The organism is Pseudomonas sp. Irchel 3A5 (assembly GCF_900187575.1).
Classification (GTDB): Bacteria; Pseudomonadota; Gammaproteobacteria; order Pseudomonadales; family Pseudomonadaceae; genus Aquipseudomonas; species Aquipseudomonas folii.
Genome location: NZ_FYDU01000001.1, coordinates 167437 through 186517, shown reverse-complemented (window position 1 = coordinate 186517; position 19081 = coordinate 167437). Strand labels below are relative to the sequence as shown.

Below are 19081 nucleotides of genomic sequence, written 5' to 3'. Positions count from 1 at the left end.
CCCTTTCAATAAAAATAATGCTTAGGCGAAATCCCCATGAGTGTCAGCAATCCCACCCTGATCACATTCGTGATCTATATCGCAGCAATGGTGCTGATCGGCCTGATGGCTTATCGCTCAACCAATAATCTCTCTGATTACATTCTGGGCGGTCGTAGCCTGGGCAGCGTCGTCACGGCGTTGTCGGCAGGTGCATCGGACATGAGTGGCTGGCTGTTGATGGGCCTGCCGGGTGCTATTTATATGTCTGGCCTGTCGGAAAGCTGGATCGCCATCGGCCTGATTGTCGGTGCTTATCTGAACTGGCTGTTTGTTGCCGGCCGCCTGCGGGTGCAGACCGAACACAACGGCGATGCGTTGACCTTGCCGGATTACTTCACCAGCCGTTTCGAAGATAAAAGCGGTTTGCTGCGAGTGATCTCCGCCGTGGTGATTCTGGTGTTCTTCACCATCTATTGCGCTTCGGGCATCGTCGCGGGGGCGCGCTTGTTTGAAAGCACCTTTGGCATGTCCTACGAAACTGCGCTGTGGGCGGGTGCTGCGGCAACCATCGCCTATACCTTCGTCGGTGGTTTCCTGGCCGTAAGCTGGACGGACACGGTTCAGGCAACACTGATGATCTTCGCGCTGATCCTTACGCCCATCATTGTGCTGCTGGCGACTGGCGGTGTTGACGCGACCTTCCTGGCCATCGAAGCCAAGGATCCGGCCAATTTCGACATGTTCCGCAACACCAGCATCATCGGCATCATTTCCCTGATGGGCTGGGGGCTGGGTTACTTCGGCCAGCCACACATTCTGGCGCGTTTCATGGCGGCGGATTCGGTCAAGTCCATTGCCAGCGCACGTCGCATTTCCATGACCTGGATGATCTTGTGCCTGGGCGGTACGGTCGCAGCGGGCTTTTTTGGGATTGCCTACTTCTCGGCGCACCCGGAAGTCGCCGGGCCGGTCACTGAAAACCCGGAGCGGGTGTTCATTGAATTGGCCAAGCTGCTGTTCAACCCTTGGGTAACCGGCGTGTTGCTCTCGGCGATTCTGGCGGCGGTGATGAGTACGTTGAGCTGTCAGTTGCTGGTGTGTTCCAGTGCCCTGACAGAAGACTTTTATAAAGCTTTCCTGCGTAAACATGCTTCGCAGAAAGAACTGGTCTGGGTCGGTCGCGCCATGGTCCTGCTGATCGCGATCATTTCCATTGTGCTGGCTGCCGATCCTGATAACCGCGTGTTGGGGCTAGTGAGCTATGCCTGGGCTGGGTTCGGCGCTGCGTTTGGCCCGGTGGTGTTGATTTCGGTACTGTGGAAAGGCATGACCCGTAACGGCGCGCTGGCGGGTGTACTGGTCGGCGCAATCACCGTGATTGTCTGGAAGCAACTGGGCATCTGGGGTCTGTACGAAATCATCCCGGGCTTCCTGTTCGCCAGCATCGCTATCGTGGTGTTCAGCCTGTTGGGCAAAGGTCCTTCGGCGGGTATGCAGGCGCGTTTTGAGCTGGCTGAGAAAGAGTTCAAGGCTGCAACTCGCTGAATTCAATGCGCGGGCGGCGGGACATCCGTCGTGGGGCCGGCTTTAGCCGGGAAGAGGTCGGTACAGTCGCAGAATAATTGTCGACAGTGCCGCCGCCTTCCCGGCTAAAGCCAGTCCCACGGGATTCTCTGTGCGCCGCGCTACAGCCCTACGTCTTGTTGTGATCAATATCCAGCTTATAGAAGGTGGCCTTGCCGCCTTCGCTGCTGTAGCCAGAATTGTCCTGCACGTAAACCCCTGCCTTGAAGTACAACGGCTTGTCACGCCAGGTGGCGCTGACCGGGCTGGTCCAGTTCTGACCTCTCGCGCTGACGCTTAGATCTCCTCCGGGGCTGAGGTGGATCTTGTAATTGAAGCGCTCGTTCAGCGGTACGCCTTCGGCAATCTGAATGACGCGGCCTTCGTCGTCGTCATAGCGGTTGCGGAACTTGGCAACGATATTCCCGGACTTGGTGTCTTCCTTGTACTGATACTCAACCTTGAGCATCGGCTCGGTGCTCTCGTAGGCGTGTATCTGGCCAATCACGATCTTGCCCGAGGAAGGCACCTGATTGACTTCAAGTGTGGCGGACAGGAAGTTGTCGGCGTCCGGATACATCCAGTTGTGCAGTGTGCCGTCGGACCAGGTTTCGCGCAGTTCACTTCGCGGGTATTTGGCGTTTTCGGTTTTTGATCCGGTTACCGGTGACCAGAAAAAGATATAGCCCGACTCTGAACGAAAATATTTGCCGTCATAGCCTTGTTTCAGCTGGGACGTCTCGATGGTTTTGGGGGGCGAACCCACAGGAATGCTTAAATTCCACGAAGCCATGTCTACCATAAGTTAATTTCCATTATGTCGCTTTGCCAGTAAGGGCTGTCTAGATCAAGCCTTTCCGGGTTGTTGTTATACGTTCTCAATAACGAACTGTTAATAATTAATTGCCGAACGGATGACGTCAAAGTGCTGTCACATTGGCTGTAGGGCATGCGCCATGTGGCCTGTAGGAAATGACCGTTAGTCGGTTAAATGTGAACTTTAGTGAAGGCGATCACAAAGTCATCTTCAGTTTCCGTGAGAGCCGACTAAAGTTGCCCGATTGGAAATCAAAAACGACTGTCCCTGGATGTCGTGCCACATAAGAGAAGTTGCATGGAATGCGCGCAAACCAAGCCGGGTGATGGCTGTTCTGTTTTGTTGGTGGTGGATGACTATCCAGAGAACCTGGTGACCATGCGTGCGGTCCTGCAAAGGCAGGACTGGTGCATCATCACGGCAAGCTCGGGGATCGAGGCATTGACGGTGCTCCTGGAGCGCGAAGTCGATCTGGTGCTGCTCGATGTCCAGATGCCGGGTATGGATGGTTTCGAGGTTGCTCGCTTGATGCGCGGCAGCCAGCGAACGCGGCTGACCCCGATTATTTTCCTGACCGCCAACGAGCAATCTCAGGATGCGGTGCATCGCGGCTATGCCAGTGGCGCGATCGACTATCTGTTCAAGCCGTTCGATCCCAATGTCCTCAGACCCAAGGTTCAGGTGTTGCTGGAGCAGCAGCAGAACCAGCGCGCCCTGCAGCGAATCTCCCGAGAACTGGAAGCGGCCAGAGCCTTCAACGCCTCCGTGCTGGATAACATCGACGAGGGCATTCTGGTCGTCAACGAGGCCGGTCTGATCAATTTCGCCAACCCCGCAATCTGCCGCCTGTTGGGTGCCAGCGCCGAGACGTTGAGCGGTACCCGCGTGATTGATTACCTGATTGAGCCGGATGTTGTCGATTGGGCGCAGTCCGGCTTCTATCGTCATTACCGCAATGCTGAAATCTATCGCCTGCACGACGCGGTCCTGCGGACCAGTGAGGGTCGGCAACTGCCGGTGGCGTTGTCCTGCGCGCCATTGCCGGTCGAACAGAAATCCATGGTGTTCAGCATTCTGGACATGTCGGTGGTGCGCAATCTTTATCAGCAATTGGAACAGCAAGCCGTTACCGATGCGTTGACCGGTTTGCTTAACCGACGCGGCTTCTATCAGGCGGTGGAGGGTTTGTTGCTGCGTGAGCAGGCGGGCCGGTTTCTGGTGCTGCTGTATCTGGATCTGGACGGTTTCAAGCGGGTCAACGATTCCCTTGGCCACGACGCCGGAGATCAGGTGCTGCTTTGGGTGTCGCAGCAACTCAAAGACTGTATGCGGCCCTACGACGTTCTTGCCCGCATGGGCGGCGATGAATTCACCGTGGTTATCGACGGTCTGGACTTCCCCGAACAGGCCGCCAAAGTGGCAGAGAAGCTTATCGAGCGAGTTTCGATACGCAGGCAGATCGATGGCCTGGACGTCACGCTGGGTGCCAGTATCGGCATCGCGACCTACCCGGACTGCGGCTCCAATCTTGACGGGCTGCTGCGTGCGGCGGATATCGCCATGTACGAGGCCAAGCGCGCAGGTCGTCAGCAATATCGTTTCTATGATCAGGAAATGAACGGCCGCGCCCGTTCCAGGCTGATGCTTGAAGACAGCGTGCGCACCGCCATCGATGGCCACGATTTCTCCATGGTTTATCAACCGCAGGTCTCCATTGCCGATGGGAAGTTGCGAGGTTTCGAGGCATTGTTGCGCTGGCAGCATCCAAGCGCCGGTGATGTACCGCCGGGCGTGTTCATTCCTCTGCTTGAAGAGACTCGCCTGATCAACAAGCTGGGCGGGTGGATCTTCGAACAGGGGGCCGAACATCGTGGCCGCTGCATTGATGTTTTTGACGACGACCTGGTGCTGAGTATCAGTGTCAGCCCCACCCAGTTTTGCATGCCTAACCTTGCTGCCGAGCTGCGCCGCGCCATGCAACGCTATGACCTCAAACCTGGTCAGTTGGAGGTGGAGCTCACCGAGGCGTCGCTGGTAAATAACCTGACGCACAGCCGTAATCAGATCCGACACTTGCATGACATCGGCGTGAGCGTTGCGCTGGATGATTTCGGTGTGGGCGAGTGTTCACTGACTCATTTGCGCAATCTGGACATCGACACCCTGAAGATCGACCGGCATTTCATCGCCGGTATGCTCACCACGCCGCGTGATACCGCGGTGGCGCGCAGCATCATTGATCTGTGTCGCAACCTGAACGTGCTGGTGATCGCCGAAGGTGTCGAGACCCTTGAGCAATACGAGTGGCTGGCCGACAACGGTTGCCAGTTGATTCAGGGCTATCTGGTGGCGCGCCCGATGTTGGCCGACGAGGCATTGAGCTTTCCGAAAGTGTTTGACTGGGAGAGCCTAAAACAACAATGAGTTCTGTACACTGGCGCCTTTCACTCTACGTTACGGCTCATGACTGCCTCGGCGACTGTTCCTCTTAAATATCTTCAGGCCTATCCGGTTGCTCTTCAGGATCAGGTCCGGCAGCTCATCGCCATGAACAAGCTGGGCGACTACCTGCAGCAGCGCTACCCTGAACGTCATGACGTGCAAAGTGACAAGGCGTTGTACGCTTACGCGTTAGGGCTCAAGCAGGAATACCTGCGCAATGCGCCGAACATCGACAAAGTGCTGTTCGATAACCGTCTCGATCTGACCCATCGCGCATTGGGTCTACACACGACGATTTCACGGGTGCAGGGCGGAAAACTCAAAGCCAAGAAGGAAATCCGTGTTGCCTCGCTCTTCAAGGAAGCGCCACCGGAGTTCCTGAAGATGATCGTCGTACACGAGCTGGCACACTTCAAGGAATCAGACCACAACAAGGCGTTCTACAAACTGTGCGAGCACATGCAGCCCGGCTATCACCAGTTGGAGTTCGATCTGCGGGTTTATCTGACGTGGCGGGATATGCAGTAGAAGCTTCTATACCGACGTGGGACCGGCTTTAGCCGGGAAGAGGCCCGGACAGGCGCTGAATCTTCATCTGCAAAAATACCGCCTTCCCGGCTAAAGCCGGTCCCACGACCTCAGTGAGGATTCCTAACGATGGACGTCAGCAAAACCAAATCCAGTTTCTACCGTCGCCTATACGTGGCGTATCTGATCGACAGCGAACTGGCCAGCAACGTCCCGGCATTGGTCGACGTGACCGGCATGCCACGGCGAACCGCGCAGGACACGATTGCTGCGTTGGCGGATCTGGATATCGAGTGTGAGTTCGAGCAGCTCGATGGCGCTCGTAATCACGCCGGGCAATACCGGATTCGTGATTGGGGCGCGATCGACAAGAACTGGATTGCCGGCAATCTGGCACAGATCAAGGCCGTGCTCGATTACCCCTGAGCGCTTTACTCCAGATCGCGACGCATACCGATGTGGGGGATTTCGTCTTCCAGATACACATCGCCCACTGGCTCGAAGCCGTATCGAGCGTAATAGCCCTGCAAGTGCGCCTGAGCTGACAGATAGATCGGCTGATCGGGCCAGGTTTTCTCTGCGTTTTCCAGTGCCTGTTCCATCAGCTCATGGCCAATGCCACGGCTGCGTATCGAGGGGGCGGTCACAACGCGGCCAATGGTCACGTCGCCGCCTTGCTGGATAGGGTCGAGCAAGCGCAAATAGGCAACCAGCCTGTCTTCCTGCCAAGCCATCAAATGGCAGGTATCCCCCATCAGATCCTGGCCGTCCACATCCAGATAAACGCATTGCTGCTCAACCACGAACACCTCCGCGCGCAATTGCAGGATGGCGTAAAGCTGCTCCTTGCTCAGATCGGTGTGGTGTTTGCAGATCCAGTTGATAGGCATGTCACTGACTCGGTGAAGAAACGTTGAGCGAATACTAACTCATCCGGTCAGATACCCAATGAACCCTGCATGAATGCGTGTGAATGTTTTGTGCGGGTTGCCGATAACCCTTCTACGGTTTTGCCGTGCGCTGCACGTAATGTCATCGATGTGTGAGTTGTGAAAAGGGCTTTATGCAGCTTCAATGAGGCTACATGCCATCACCGATTTTCCGGGCGTTGGCTGTAATCATCCGGGCGTCGCCCGTCTCAGGGATATAAGCATGTCGTGTGTGCTTCGAGCCATTGCTTTGCTGGGATTGCTGTTGATGGCGCAGGCCAGCGCAGAAGAGAGAGTGCGATTGGTGGCCGATTCCTGGCCGCCGTTCACGGACGCTTCATTACTCAATAATGGCCTGGCCAGTGATCTGGTCAGCACCGCATTGCAGCGTGCCGGATACAGCACCGAGTATGAACAGGTGCCGTGGGCGCGAGCGTTACTCGGAGTCGAGGAGGGGCGTTACGACGTGCTGATCAATGCCTGGTTCAGTGACGATCGCACCCGCATTGGTTACTTCTCGGAAGAGTACTTGGTTAATCGCGTCCGCTTTCTCAAACGCACCCGCTCCAGCGTTCAGTTTCAGGATCTAAGCCAGTTGTACGAGCGGCCCATTGCGGTTGTCAGAGGCTACAGCTATTCCGCCGAATTCGATAACGACGACCTGCTGGAAAAGGTGCCGGTGAACAACTTTTCCGTGGCGCTGCACATGGTCGTGGCGGGACGTGTTGATCTAGCCGTGGAGGATGAATTCGTCGCTCGTTACTATCTGGCTGCTGAGCCCAAGAGTGTCCGCGACAAGCTGGAGTTCTTGCCTAAATCACTGAGCGAGAACAACCTGCATATTCTGGTCAGTCTCAAGAACCCGAAACACCAGGTGATCGTTGCTGATTTCAACCGGGAAATTGCCGCCATGAAAGCTGACGGCAGTTACGCAGAAATCTTCAAGCGACACGGTCTGTAGTGACAGGCTCCGGCGCCTTGATAAAGTGCGCCGCCAGGGTCCGCAGCGGCCCCAGTTGACGGCAGATCAGCGCCAGTTGGGTCTGCACCAGACGCTGACTTTCATCCAGTTCGTCAGGCATTTGCTCCAGCTCAGTGGCCAGCGCCTCTTCGGTGTCGCTGTGAATCGCCACGTGCTGCTTCTCGGCGAGGCCCTGGGCGATCTCATCGATACTCGCCGCCAGTGTCGTACCCGCGCCATTGATGAGCTGTTCGTGGACCTCGGCTGGCAGTTGCGTCTCGCGATGCGCGCCCAGCCCTGACAGATAGCTCAGCAAGGTGTGGGAGAGCACCAGAAAGCGGAAGCCCACGTCTGCTTCCTTACGGAAATGGCCGGGTTCCATCAGCATGTTGGCCAGCGTTGTGGACAGCGCTGCGTCAGCGTTGTGGGCGTTACGCCGGGCCAGGCGATAAGCCAGGTCGTCGCTCTTGCCTTTGGCGTATTGCTGCATGATCTGGCGCAGATAAATGCTGTTGCAGGTCAGGGTATTGGCCAGCACTTTGTTCAGCCTTCGACCTTGCCAGTCCGGCAGGAAAAGGAACACCGCGAGCCCTGCGATCAGGCTGCCCAGCAGGGTATCGAACAGGCGTGGCAGGAACAGCCCATAGCCGTCGCCGACCTGATTGAAGCAGAACAACACCATAATGGTGATGGCTGCGGTGGACAATGTGTAGCGCGTGGTGCGATTGACGAAGAACACCACGCCCGCCAGTACCGCACACATCGATTGCAGAATCGGGCTGGTGACCAGATCAAACAGCGCCCAGCCGATGGTCAGGCCAATCGCCGTGCCGATGATGCGCTGGCCCAGCTTGCGGCGGGTTGCGCCGTAACTCGGCTGGCAGACAAATACCGTAGTGAGGATGATCCAGTAGCCTTGCGACGGATGAATCAAATGCACCATCGCATAGCCGACGGTCAACGCCAGCGGCAAGCGCAACGCGTGGCGGAACAACAGCGAAGTCGGGGTCATCTGCAAACGCAGTCGGGTCCAGGCGTCCTTGAACGTACGCGGCGAGCGGTCCAGCAGCGAGCTGTCAGTAGCGTCAGCCAGAGCGTCCGGGTTACTGGCATCGCTGAGCAGCCGATCCAGGGTTTCCAGGTTGTTCGCCAAAGCCCGCAACGAGCGCAGCAGGCCGCGCCATGCCGGGTTGCTCTGAATACGCAGGTGTTCCAGCGAGGCGCGCAAGTCTTCCATCGCAAACGCGAAGCTGTCGTTGTACACGAACGGCTGGCGCAGCTGGATCGACTCTGACAAGGCCTGACAGGCCGAACCTTGCTGACGCAGCAGGCGCTGACAGCGGAACAGCACGTCGCTGTGGAAGAAGGCTTCGGCCAGTGAGTTGTAAGGGTAGTGCGATGAACTGGCGCGCTCGTGGATATCCTGAGCAATGAAGTACAGCTTCAGGTAGCGGCTGACTTTCGAACCGGGCCGACCGTTGCCAACCCGGTGCAGAATGATTTCCTTGGTGGCGTTCAGGGCCGCAACGACCCGACCGTTTTGCTGGGCCAGTTCCAGACGGCGCGCTTCAACATCCAGTTGGCGAATCGGCTCGAACAGGCTCGACTTCAACTTCAGGTACTGGCCCAGTTCGCGAAACAGCCGCGCCAGCGCCTGTTGCACCGGCTGGTTGGAAAACAGCATTTGCCACAACACCGACAGCAAGCCGTACCACGCAGCGCCTGCTACCAGCAGCATCGGCTCGTGCCAGAAGTCCAGCACCTCACCGCCACGCTGATCGACGCCAATCATGGTGTAAACCGAGAGAATCAGAGTGCCGTAAGCAATCGCGCTATAGCGTTCGCCCAGCGCGCCGAGCATGGTCAGCGCAAAACTGGCAATCGCCAGTGATATGGCGAAGATCCACGGGTAGGGGAACAAAAGCTCCACGGCCATGGCGGCGATGCTGAAACACACCAGCGTCACCGCCAGCGCGTTGAGACGGCCTTGCCAACTATCATCGGTTTCGGCGAGGGCGCAGGCGATAATCCCGAGAAACAGCGGAATCAGCAGCCCCATTTCATTCTGGTACCAACACAGCGCCATGCTGCCGGTCAGCGCAATGAAAACGCGAACGCTGTAACTGAACTTATCCAGCGCCCACAGACGGCGGAAGGTATGACGAAGAGATTTCGATGCCATAAAAGAGCTGTTTCACGTTTGATCAATGCTGAAGTGGATATGTACAGGCCTGAGCTGCATCTGTACATCCGGTTGGCGAGATTTATTCGATAGATACAGATTTTGAAGGCGGAGCTCAAATCCTGTGGGAGCGGTGCTTGCCCGCGATAAGAACACCGCGATTTATCTCTCAGACCGCGCCGCCCTTATCGCGGGCAAGCACCGCTCCCACAAAGGGCTCTGCATTCCAGATCAAACAAACTGCGCAGCCGCATACCCCGAGGCCCACGCCCACTGGAAATTGAAGCCGCCCAGATGCCCGCTGACGTCCAGCACTTCACCGACAAAATACAGCCCCGGTGATTTCAGGGATTCCATTGTCTTGGAGGACACTTCCCGCGTGTCGATGCCCCCCAGTGTTACCTCTGCGGTGCGATAGCCTTCAGTGCCTGCCGGTACGACCTGCCACGACGCCAGCTTTGTGGCGATGTCGGCCAGTTCGGCATGGGTGTATTGCTTCATCGGTTTGGACACAAACCACTGCTCGGCAATCAGGTTGGCCATTTTCTTGGTGAAGATCTCCCCTAGCAGGGTCTTCAGTTCGCTGTTGGGCCGTTCGGCTTGTTGCTCGTTGAGCCAGCTCGGCACGTCGTGGTCAGGCAGCAGGTTGATTTCCACAGCGTCGCCAGGATGCCAGAACGAAGAAATCTGCAGAATCGCCGGGCCACTGAGGCCGCGGTGGGTGAACAGAATGTTCTCGCGGAAACTCGTGTCGTTGCAGCTGACCAGACAATCCACCGACGTACCGGACAGCTCGGTACACAGCTCTTTGAGCTGATCGGTGATGGTGAACGGCACCAGCCCGGCGCGCGTCGGCAGCAAGGTGTGACCGAACTGCTTGCCCACCTGATAACCAAAACCGGTCGCGCCCAGTGTCGGAATAGACAAACCGCCCGTGGCGATGACCAGCGATTCGCAGCTGATGTTGCCCAGAGTCGTGGTCAGCATGTAACCGGTTTCGGTTTTTTCGATCTGCTGCACGGACGTGTCCATGTGCAGGCTGGCACCGGCCTGTCTGCATTCGTCGAGGAGCATCTCGAGGATGTCGCTGGACTTGTTGTCGCAGAACAATTGCCCGAGTTTTTTCTCGTGGTACGGCACGCCGTGTTTACCCACCAGACCAATGAAATCCCACTGGGTATAACGCGCCAGCGCCGACTTGCAGAAGTGCGGGTTCTGCGAGAGGAAGTTGCTCGGCTCGGTGTACATATTGGTGAAATTGCAACGCCCGCCGCCGGACATGAGGATCTTCTTGCCGGGCTTGTTGGCGTGATCGATCAGCATCACTTTGCGGCCACGGCCAGCAGCGGTCAGCGCGCACATCAAACCTGCGGCGCCAGCGCCAATGATCACAACGTCAGTAACGGGCAAAGCGATGTCCTCGGGGATGATTTCTTATGTGGGAGCGGTGCTTGGTCTGGGCGGCATTCCGACGATAAGAACACCGCGATTCTAAAGTGAACCGCGTCCAGCCCTATCGCGGGCAAGCACCGCTCCCACAGGTTCTGCATTTGGCTTGGATCTTACAAAATCCGCACGCGCAGCGATTTGCCTTTGATCTTGCCGTTATTCAAGCGCTCCAGCGCTTGCTTGGCGACGCTGCGCTCAACGGCCACATAGGCCTGGAAATCAAAGATCGCGATCTTGCCTACCTGAGCGCCCGGAATACCGGCTTCGCCCGTCAGTGCACCGAGAATGTCGCCCGGACGCAATTTGTCTTTACGACCGGAACCGATGCACAGCGTGCTCATGGTCGGGATCAACTGCGAACCGCCAGCGTTCTTCAGGTTGTCGAGCTGTTCCCAGCGCAGCGAAGCTTTCTGGAGTTCTTCAATGGCGCGGGCGCGCTGGCTTTCCGAGGGCGCGACGAGGCTGACCGCAACACCTTTTTCACCGGCGCGGCCAGTACGGCCGACGCGGTGAATGTGCATTTCCGAATCCCGGGCCAGCTCGACGTTGATCACCATGTCCAGCGCATCGATGTCCAGACCACGGGCTGCAACGTCGGTGGCAACCAGTACCGAAGTGCTGCGGTTGGCAAACATCGCCAGCACTTGATCACGGTCACGCTGTTCCAGGTCGCCATGCAGGCCGACGGCGGAAATACCCTTGGCGGTCAGGTGGTCGACCACTTCCTGGCACTGCTGCTTGGTGAAGCAGAACGCAACGCAGGATTGCGGACGGAAATGACCGAGGACTTTCACGACGGCGTCGAGACGGTCTTCCGGGGAGATTTCGTAGAAAATCTGTTCGATCTGGCTGTCAGCATGCAGCGCTTCAACCTTCACGGTCTGCGGGTCGCGCATGAACTTGGACGACAACTGCTTGATGCCCACCGGGTAAGTGGCGGAGAACAGCAGGGTCTGACGCTTTTTGGGAGTCTGCTCGATGATGTCGGCAATGGCGTCGTAGAAGCCCATGTCCAGCATGCGGTCGGCTTCGTCGAGGATCAGCGTGTTCAAGCCATCCAGCACCAGCGAGCCTTTGCGCAAATGCTGCTGAATGCGACCTGGGGTGCCAACGATGATGTGAGCGCCGTGCTCCAGCGAGCCGATCTGCGGGCCAAACGGCACGCCGCCACACAGGGTCAGGACCTTGATGTTGTCTTCCGAACGGGCCAGGCGACGGATTTCCTTGGCGACCTGGTCAGCCAGTTCGCGGGTCGGGCACAGCACCAGCGCCTGACAGCCGAAGTAGCGCGGGTTGATCGGGTTGAGCAGACCGATACCGAACGCTGCGGTCTTGCCGCTACCGGTCTTGGCCTGAGCGATCAGGTCCATACCCTTGAGAATCACCGGCAGGCTCTGCGCCTGAATCGGCGTCATTTCGGCATAACCAAGGGACTCCAGGTTAGCCAACATGGGGGCGGACAGGGGCAAAGTATTGAAAGCGGTGTTAGTCACGGTAAGAGCCTGCAAAACAAAATGTCGCGCAGTGTATCAGGTCACAGAGCCATCAGGCGCACTCCCGCTGGGTGGCATGGGTGCGCAGGTTGGAATGAACCCTGTGGGAGCGGTGCTTGCCCGCGATAAGGACATCTCGATTCTGCAGGTAGATCACCTAAACCTTATCGCGGGCAAGCACCGCTCCCACATGGAATGTATTTCAATTCGCCGCCGGTTTCGCTTCTCTAGACGGCAACTGCAGAAATATCCCCGCCGCCAGCATCGCCATCACACCCACCGTCAAGAACGTCAGCTGAAATGCGCCCAGCACGCTGCTGACTTCGCCGGTCGACACTTGTTCGGTAAATCCGCCCAGCAGCGCGGCCGCGCACGCCACACCGAAGCTCAGAGACAATTGTGCCACCACCGACAGCAGGCTGTTGCCGCTGGCGGCGCTGGCGTCATCCAGGTCGATCAGGGTGACGGTGTTCATTGCGGTGAATTGCAACGAGTTCACCGCCCCCAAAAGACCCAGATGCACCAGCAGTAACCAGTACGGTGTCTGTGCGTCTATCAGTGCGATGCTCGACAGCAGAATACCCAGCATCAACGTGTTGCCAGTGAGGATCATTCGATAACCAAGCCGCTCGATCAGCCAGCGGGCCACCGACTTGGCGAACATCGCGGCAGCGGCCAGCGGCAACATGCTCATCCCCGCCTGTGACGGCGAATAACCCAGCGCCACTTGCAGCAACAGGGGCATGAGAAACGGCAGTGCTCCGCTGCCGAGTCGGGCGAACAGATTGCCGAGAATGCCGACCGCGAAGGTACGGGTGCGAAACAGTGAGGGCGAGAAGAGTGGCGACTCCACGTGCCCGGCGCGCAGCCAATACGCTGCCAGACAACCAAAGCCTGCGAACAGCAACAGCACCACGCGCAAATGCGGCAAATGCAATTCGCCCAGGCCTTCCAGGGCAATCGTGATCAGCACCATCGATGCGCCAAACAGCGCGAAGCCTATACCGTCGAATTTTGTGCGGCCGCCACCGGCCAGGTTCGGGATGAAATGATGCACCGCCCAGCAACCGAGGATGCCCACCGGAATATTGATCAGGAAGATCCAGTGCCAGCTCAGGTATTCAACCATCCAGCCGCCCATGGTCGGGCCCATCAATGGACCCAGCAGGCCGGGGAGGGTGATGAAGCTCATGATGCGCACCAGCTCCGAGCGCGGGTAGGCGCGCAGTACGATCAATCGTCCTATGGGCAGCATCAGCGCTCCGCCCAGACCTTGAACGATCCGTGCGCCGACCAGCATACCCAGCGAGTTGGAGATAGCGCAGAGCAACGAGCCAAAACTGAACAGCAGGATCGCGCTAAAGAAAATCTGCTTGATGCCAAACCGGTCGGCGATCCAGCCTGAAGCCGGGATCAGCAGGGCGATGGTCAGCATGTAAGCGATGACCACCGATTGCATGCGCAGCGGATCTTCCGCCAGTGAGCGGGCCATGGAAGGCAGCGCAGTACTGAGAATCGTGCCGTCCAGGCTCTGCATGAAGAACGCGATAGCGACCACCCAAGGCAGCCAGCGAAGGGTTTTTTCATCCAGAAGCGGTGTGGTGGTCGGCATGTGGGTCCTCTGTTGTCGAAAGCGATCCTGAGGCTGGTTGATATCCTGTGGAGCGCCTCCCCGGCCGGTCGATATCTTCTGTGGGAGATTCTACGGCTGCGCATAGCTGACGTGGGACCGGCTTTAGCCGGGAAAGCTGCATTCCTGATCACAAAAGTGCAATGGATGTACTGGCCTCTTCCCGGCTAAAGCCGGTCCCACGTCATCGCCCGCAAAACCTGTGCTCCCACAAAAGCATCATTTCACCGTGATTTTTTCAGCGGTCCTTACAGTGTCAACGTCAACTTGCTGATTAACGCACCCGGCAACTGGCTCGAAGCTGTCTGGCGCTCACTATAGGTACTTGTGGACAGGATCAGTTCCCGCTCTTTGGTCAAATCTTCCAGCGCGCTGCCCAGCAGGCTGTAGGCGCTGTCGTCGAAACGCATGGTGCTGACCGGGGCCTGGATCTTGCCGTTTTCCACCCAGAACGTCGCGAAGCGGGTCATGCCGGTCAGGCGCGCGGCGGTCTGGTCTGAGTAGTTCAAGTACCACAGGTTTCCGATGTACAGACCCGTGCCGATCTTCTCCAAAATCTGCTCCAGCTCCAGGCTACCCGCCGCCATGCTCAAGGAGTTCGGCGCTTCCCAAGGCTCAGCGCCGTTTGCGGCCAAGCCATACTCCGCAGCACTGGCAGACCCCACCAACTGTTCACCGCCTTTACCTTCACGGATCAACGCCAGATCCCGACGTGGATAGCCTTCACCGGAAAATGCTGGCGACAGTGAACCGCTGACCTGCTCGTCGAGGCTCACCAGAGGACTGAACTGAGCATCACCGCTGTACAGTCGTTGCAATGGGCTGGTCTTGTTCGCCAGCGACTGGGCCGAGAATCCGCCCCAGCACAGCATGCCGATAATTTCATCCATCGCGGCCGGGGCCAGATACGCACGGTATTGACCCGGCGCGAGGGTTTTCAGCGGCTTGCCGAGAAACTCCAGTTGTTCGCGAGCCAGCTCGAAACGACGTGCGAAACCGTCGTCACTCCAGTCGTGCCCGGCATAGTTGGCTTTGACCGCCTGACCGTTCTCGTGAAACAGACTCCAGTCGAAATTGAAGCTATTGGCTTCATGCCAGCCAAACGCGCCCCACGAGCTGGCGAAGCCTCGATATAAAGGTCCGGCGGCATAGAAACCAACCAGATCCAGCCCTTCGCCAAGCTCAGCAATTTGCCCGACCACATGTTCGCTGTCCGGCAAGGGCAAGTCTTGAATGTTTGTGTTCTGCCACGCTTCGGTGTTGGGTTTGAGGTACGGGTCTTTCGGCAACAGCGCTACCGTTTCTCGCAGTTGCTCCAAGGCCTCGCTCAAACGCTGACGATCCACCTCGCCGTCGCCGCTGAGGGTCAGCTGCAAGTCCGCATGGCGCTCGTTGTCGATCAGCTTGAGGGTCACGCTGGCCTGCTGCACATGGCCAACCTGACGCACCTTGGCGTGATTGAAACGAACGAAGTCCGACTCTTCGGCGTTGTAGGCAAGAGTGAAACGCTCTTGATCGCTGATTGTACCGTTGAGTGCGGCGACCAGTGCCTGAAACTGCTGTTGATGCGACATCAGGCATCCCCTCCGAATACATCGACTTGCTTGAACACGCAGGCGGGCGAGGCATGACCTACGCGCACCACTTGATTGGGTTCGCCTTTACCGCAGTTAGGCGTACCCAACACTTTGAAGGTACTGGCGTCGCCCACGGCGCTGAGGTTTTTCCAGAACTGCGCGGAAATCGCCCGGTAGTTCGGGTTCTTCACCACGCCTTTGAGTTCACCGTTTTCGATCAACTGTCCCCATTCGCAGCCGAACTGGAATTTGTTGCGGGCATCATCGATGGACCACGAGCGGTTGGTGGACATCAGCACGCCATGTTCGATGCCGCCAATCAACTGATCGAGGGACTTATCCCCCGGCTCGATGTTGAGATTGGCCATGCGATCAATCGGTGGACGGTTCCAGTTACAGGCGCGGCTGTTGGCGACGCCGGGCAGATCAGCGCGGTATTGCGACAGTGCACCGCCCAGAGGACGTTCCAGCAAACCGTTGCGAATCAGGAACTGCTTGCTGGCGGGCGTGCCGTCATCGTCGTGGCTGTAGCTCGCCAGTTGCTCAGGAATGTCCGGGTTGAAGGTCACGTTGAGCAATTCGGAACCGTATTGCAGATGACCGAAATCGCTGGCCTTCACAAAACTGGTACCGGCGTAGTTGCGCTCGTCACCGAGGATGCGATCCAGCTCCAGTGGGTGGCCAATGGACTCATGGATTTGCAGGATCATCTGGTCCGGCGTCAACAGCAGGTCGCGAGGGCCGTTCGGCGTGTTCGGCGCCATGATCAGTTGCAAGGCCTGGTCGGCAACTTTGTTTGCAGCGCCCACCAGTCCGCAACTGCTGATCACTTCCGCGCCGCCCTGCTGGCCGAAGTTGTCCCGGCCCAGGCTGCGGGTCTGGCTGTCACTGCCGTCATAGGCGGTGACGGTCATGCCCGGATAGACAAAACGCTGCGCCCGACGAATCTGTGCGCCCGCGTTATTCAGGTAAATCTGCTCGACGTTTTCCAGCCCCAGCGTGACTTGCCAGTTCACCAGCCGTTCGTCTTTGGGCACGGCACTGGATTCGCTGAGTAACAGCTGGAGGCAATCGCTCAGGGGCGGGAAGGCGTCCTGCAAATGTGGCGACAGGTAGTCAGCCTGCGCGGTCGCAACGGGTTGATCGCTGAGGTTCAGCAGTGCGTGAGGGGCGAGCCTGCGGGCGTGGGCTTCGGCCTGTTCCAGCGCGGCTTGCAGACCCCGTTGGGAAATATCCCGCGTCGCCGCGTACGCTTCGACGCCATTGAGGCGCACGGTCAGCATCGCGCCTTCATCGGTGCTCAAGTGCGGCGGTTCGGCGACGTTCTTGCGCACGCAAAGATGCTGGCTGGTTTGACGGACATAACGCAGGGAGAAGAACTGGGCACGGCTCTGCAAGGCGGTAAACCGCTGCTGGAGCTGAGCGGAGAAATCGAACATGCAGAATCATCCTTGTTCGGGTGAAGCAGGGGATTTGGGCGTTGTTGCGGCTCGCGGCTGAAGCCGCTCCTACGGGCTCTGCATTCGTCGTAGGAGCGGCTTCAGCCGCGAGCCGCACAATGCAGGATGGCGCTAGATTAGGCCTGTGGCCATGTCGGGATCAAGCGCGGCTCCCGAGAGGAATGCGATCTATGTGGGAGATTCTATGTTTGCCCGCAAGCTAATGCGACGACGTGGGACCGGCTTTAGCCGGGAAGGCGGCATTTCTGCGGATGAAGATTCATCGTCTGTACCGGCCTCTTCCCGGCTGAAGCCGGTCCCACGTCATCAGTGATTCCCACAGGTTTTGCATTTTCAAATTTTATTGCGCAGTACGGCTCACTTCCCGCACCGGCTTGCCACGTGCTGGCTTGTCACCCGCCACGAAGTAATCCGCGGTGCTGCGAGGCAGCGGGGCGCGGCCGCGGATCTTGTCGGCGATTTTCTCGGCGATCATGATCGTTGGCGCGTTCAGGTTACCGGTGGTGATCAGCGGCATGATCGAGGCATCGACCACACGCAGACTTTGCATGCCATGCACGCGACCTTCGCCATCGACTACAGCCATTTCATCGGTGCCCATCTTGCACGAACACGATGGGTGATAAGCCGTCTCGGCATGTTCACGGATGAAGGTGTCGAGGTCTTCATCGGACTGCACTTCAATGCCGGGGCTGATTTCACGGCCACGGTATGGGTCGAGCGCAGGCTGCTGCATGATTTCCCGGGTCAGGCGGATGCCGTCACGGAACTCCTGCCAGTCCTGCTCGCTGGCCATGTAGTTGAACAGGATGCTCGGATAGTCCCGCGGGTTCTTCGATTTGACCTGAACACGGCCGCGACTTGGCGAACGCATGGAGCCCACGTGAGCCTGGAAACCATGCTCCTGCACACCCTTGGTGCCGTTGTAGTTAATCGCTACCGGCAGGAAGTGGTACTGAATATTCGGCCATTCGAATTCTTCGCTGGAACGGATGAAACCGCCCGCTTCGAACTGGTTGCTGGCGCCGATGCCTGTTCCCAGGAACATCCACTCTGCGCCGATGGCAGGCTGGTTCCACCACAGCAGCGACGGGTACAGCGACACCGGCTGAGTGCAGGCATATTGCAGATACATTTCCAGGTGATCCTGAAGGTTCTGACCGACACCCGGCAGGTCATGTACCACCGGAATATCCAGCGCGTTCAGGACTTCAGCCGGGCCTACACCGGAGCGCTGCAGAATCTGCGGCGAAGCAATCGCGCCGCTGCACAGCAAGACTTCCTTGCGTGCTTTGGCTTCGATGCGCGCATCGCTGTCGCCGACCATGTAGCTCACGCCGACCGCTTTTTTGCCGTCGAACAGAATCCGGTCGGTCAGCGCGTGAGTAACGATGGTCAGGGTCGAACGCTTCTTGGCTTCATCCAGATAGCCGCGAGCGGTACTGGCGCGACGGCCTTTGGGCGTCACGGTGCGGTCCATGGGACCAAAGCCTTCCTGCTGATAACCGTTGAGGTCATCGGTGCGCGGGTAACCGGCTTGCACACCGGCTTCGACCATGGCGTGGAACAACGGGTTGTTGCCCGCTTTCGGCGTGGTCACGCTGACCGGACCGTCGCCGCCGTGATAGTCATTGGCGCCGATGTCGCGGGTTTCTGCCTTGCGGAAATACGGCAGGCAGTCGGCGTAGGTCCAGTCTTCGAGACCGGGGTTCTTCGCCCAGCCGTCGTAGTCCATCGCATTGCCGCGGATGTAGCACATGCCATTGATCAGCGACGAACCGCCGAGGCCTTTGCCGCGACCGCATTCCATACGACGACCGCCCATGTGTGGCTCTGGATCGGTTTCGTAGGCCCAGTTATAGCGACGGCCTTGCAGCGGGAATGCCAGAGCAGCCGGCATCTGTGTACGGAAATCCAGACGGTAGTCCGGGCCGCCGGCTTCCAGCAGCAGAACGGTGACGCCTGCGTCTTCGGTAAGACGGGCTGCCAAGGTATTACCGGCCGAACCTGCGCCGATGATGATGTAATCGAATTCCTGGGACATTACTGCACCCTCTTTGAAAAATTT

The 19081-nt window shown here is 58.2% G+C and carries 14 protein-coding genes; 5 read left to right on the top strand and 9 right to left on the bottom strand.

The features are described from left to right. The first annotated feature begins 36 nt into the window (after positions 1 to 36). On the top strand, positions 37 to 1527 hold the full coding sequence (putP, locus tag CKW31_RS00680; RefSeq protein WP_095092436.1) for a sodium/proline symporter PutP: 1491 nt from the start codon (positions 37 to 39) through the stop codon (positions 1525 to 1527). A 148-nt stretch (positions 1528 to 1675) separates the two neighbouring features. Here the strand turns inward: putP and CKW31_RS00675 are convergent, their stop codons facing one another. Continuing rightward, on the bottom strand, positions 1676 to 2347 hold the full coding sequence (locus tag CKW31_RS00675; protein WP_095092435.1) for a polysaccharide lyase family 7 protein: 672 nt from the start codon (positions 2345 to 2347) through the stop codon (positions 1676 to 1678). Between the two features lie 312 nt (positions 2348 to 2659). Between CKW31_RS00675 and CKW31_RS00670 the strand changes: the two genes are divergently transcribed. From CKW31_RS00670 to CKW31_RS00660, 3 genes are all read left to right on the top strand, one after another. Continuing rightward, positions 2660 to 4786, top strand: coding sequence for a bifunctional diguanylate cyclase/phosphodiesterase (locus CKW31_RS00670; protein WP_176469752.1), 2127 nt, complete (start codon positions 2660 to 2662; stop codon positions 4784 to 4786). A 39-nt stretch (positions 4787 to 4825) separates the two neighbouring features. Further along, positions 4826 to 5332, top strand: a complete 507-nt coding sequence (locus CKW31_RS00665; RefSeq protein WP_095092433.1) for a M48 family metallopeptidase — start codon at positions 4826 to 4828, stop codon at positions 5330 to 5332. A 129-nt stretch (positions 5333 to 5461) separates the two neighbouring features. Continuing rightward, positions 5462 to 5758, top strand: coding sequence for a helix-turn-helix domain-containing protein (locus tag CKW31_RS00660; protein ID WP_095092432.1), 297 nt, complete (start codon positions 5462 to 5464; stop codon positions 5756 to 5758). 5 nt (positions 5759 to 5763) lie between these two features. On the opposite strand, the gene CKW31_RS00655 is transcribed toward CKW31_RS00660, so the two are convergent. After that, entirely contained in the window at positions 5764 to 6222 is a 459-nt protein-coding gene (locus CKW31_RS00655; RefSeq protein ID WP_095092431.1) for a GNAT family N-acetyltransferase, read from the bottom strand. Between the two features lie 262 nt (positions 6223 to 6484). Between CKW31_RS00655 and CKW31_RS00650 the strand changes: the two genes are divergently transcribed. Beyond that, on the top strand, positions 6485 to 7222 hold the full coding sequence (locus CKW31_RS00650; RefSeq protein WP_095092430.1) for an ABC transporter substrate-binding protein: 738 nt from the start codon (positions 6485 to 6487) through the stop codon (positions 7220 to 7222). Here CKW31_RS00650 and yccS read toward each other — a convergent pair. The 7 genes from yccS to betA form a co-directional block, all read right to left on the bottom strand. Further along, positions 7203 to 9404 carry a YccS family putative transporter gene (gene yccS, locus CKW31_RS00645; RefSeq protein WP_095092429.1) on the bottom strand — a complete coding sequence of 734 codons (2202 nt, stop codon included), beginning with the start codon at positions 9402 to 9404 and terminating at the stop codon, positions 7203 to 7205. The two genes, CKW31_RS00650 and yccS, sit on opposite strands and share 20 nt — an antisense overlap. Positions 9405 to 9635: 231 nt before the next feature. Then, complete coding sequence (locus tag CKW31_RS00640) at positions 9636 to 10814, bottom strand: NAD(P)/FAD-dependent oxidoreductase (RefSeq protein WP_095092428.1); 1179 nt, start codon at positions 10812 to 10814, stop codon at positions 9636 to 9638. A 152-nt stretch (positions 10815 to 10966) separates the two neighbouring features. After that, complete coding sequence (gene dbpA, locus CKW31_RS00635; RefSeq protein WP_095092427.1) at positions 10967 to 12346, bottom strand: ATP-dependent RNA helicase DbpA; 1380 nt, start codon at positions 12344 to 12346, stop codon at positions 10967 to 10969. Between the two features lie 202 nt (positions 12347 to 12548). Further along, positions 12549 to 13958: a multidrug transporter subunit MdtD gene (gene mdtD, locus CKW31_RS00630; protein WP_095092426.1), complete on the bottom strand. Its 1410-nt coding sequence runs from the start codon at positions 13956 to 13958 to the stop codon at positions 12549 to 12551. Between the two features lie 266 nt (positions 13959 to 14224). After that, complete coding sequence (locus CKW31_RS00625; protein WP_095092425.1) at positions 14225 to 15550, bottom strand: TldD/PmbA family protein; 1326 nt, start codon at positions 15548 to 15550, stop codon at positions 14225 to 14227. Then, positions 15550 to 16992: a TldD/PmbA family protein gene (locus CKW31_RS00620; RefSeq protein WP_095092424.1), complete on the bottom strand. Its 1443-nt coding sequence runs from the start codon at positions 16990 to 16992 to the stop codon at positions 15550 to 15552. Before CKW31_RS00620 ends, CKW31_RS00625 begins: the two co-directional genes overlap by 1 nt. 361 nt (positions 16993 to 17353) lie before the next feature. After that, entirely contained in the window at positions 17354 to 19057 is a 1704-nt protein-coding gene (betA, locus tag CKW31_RS00615) for a choline dehydrogenase (RefSeq protein ID WP_095092423.1), read from the bottom strand. Between the last annotated feature and the right edge of the window lie 24 nt (positions 19058 to 19081).

Excerpts from the sequence above, each read along its gene's own strand:
- CKW31_RS00660 (WP_095092432.1), top strand. The coding sequence starts at position 5,462 with ATGGACGTCAGCAAAACCAAATCCAGTTTCTACCGTCGCCTATACGTG.
- CKW31_RS00650 (WP_095092430.1), top strand. The coding sequence starts at position 6,485 with ATGTCGTGTGTGCTTCGAGCCATTGCTTTGCTGGGATTGCTGTTGATG.
- CKW31_RS00670 (WP_176469752.1), top strand. The coding sequence starts at position 2,660 with ATGGAATGCGCGCAAACCAAGCCGGGTGATGGCTGTTCTGTTTTGTTG.
- putP (WP_095092436.1), top strand. The coding sequence starts at position 37 with ATGAGTGTCAGCAATCCCACCCTGATCACATTCGTGATCTATATCGCA.
- betA (WP_095092423.1), bottom strand. The coding sequence starts at position 19,057 with ATGTCCCAGGAATTCGATTACATCATCATCGGCGCAGGTTCGGCCGGT.
- CKW31_RS00665 (WP_095092433.1), top strand. The coding sequence starts at position 4,826 with ATGACTGCCTCGGCGACTGTTCCTCTTAAATATCTTCAGGCCTATCCG.
- CKW31_RS00620 (WP_095092424.1), bottom strand. The coding sequence starts at position 16,992 with ATGTTCGATTTCTCCGCTCAGCTCCAGCAGCGGTTTACCGCCTTGCAG.
- CKW31_RS00675 (WP_095092435.1), bottom strand. The coding sequence starts at position 2,347 with ATGGTAGACATGGCTTCGTGGAATTTAAGCATTCCTGTGGGTTCGCCC.
- mdtD (WP_095092426.1), bottom strand. The coding sequence starts at position 13,958 with ATGCCGACCACCACACCGCTTCTGGATGAAAAAACCCTTCGCTGGCTG.
- CKW31_RS00625 (WP_095092425.1), bottom strand. The coding sequence starts at position 15,550 with ATGTCGCATCAACAGCAGTTTCAGGCACTGGTCGCCGCACTCAACGGT.
- yccS (WP_095092429.1), bottom strand. The coding sequence starts at position 9,404 with ATGGCATCGAAATCTCTTCGTCATACCTTCCGCCGTCTGTGGGCGCTG.
- CKW31_RS00655 (WP_095092431.1), bottom strand. The coding sequence starts at position 6,222 with ATGCCTATCAACTGGATCTGCAAACACCACACCGATCTGAGCAAGGAG.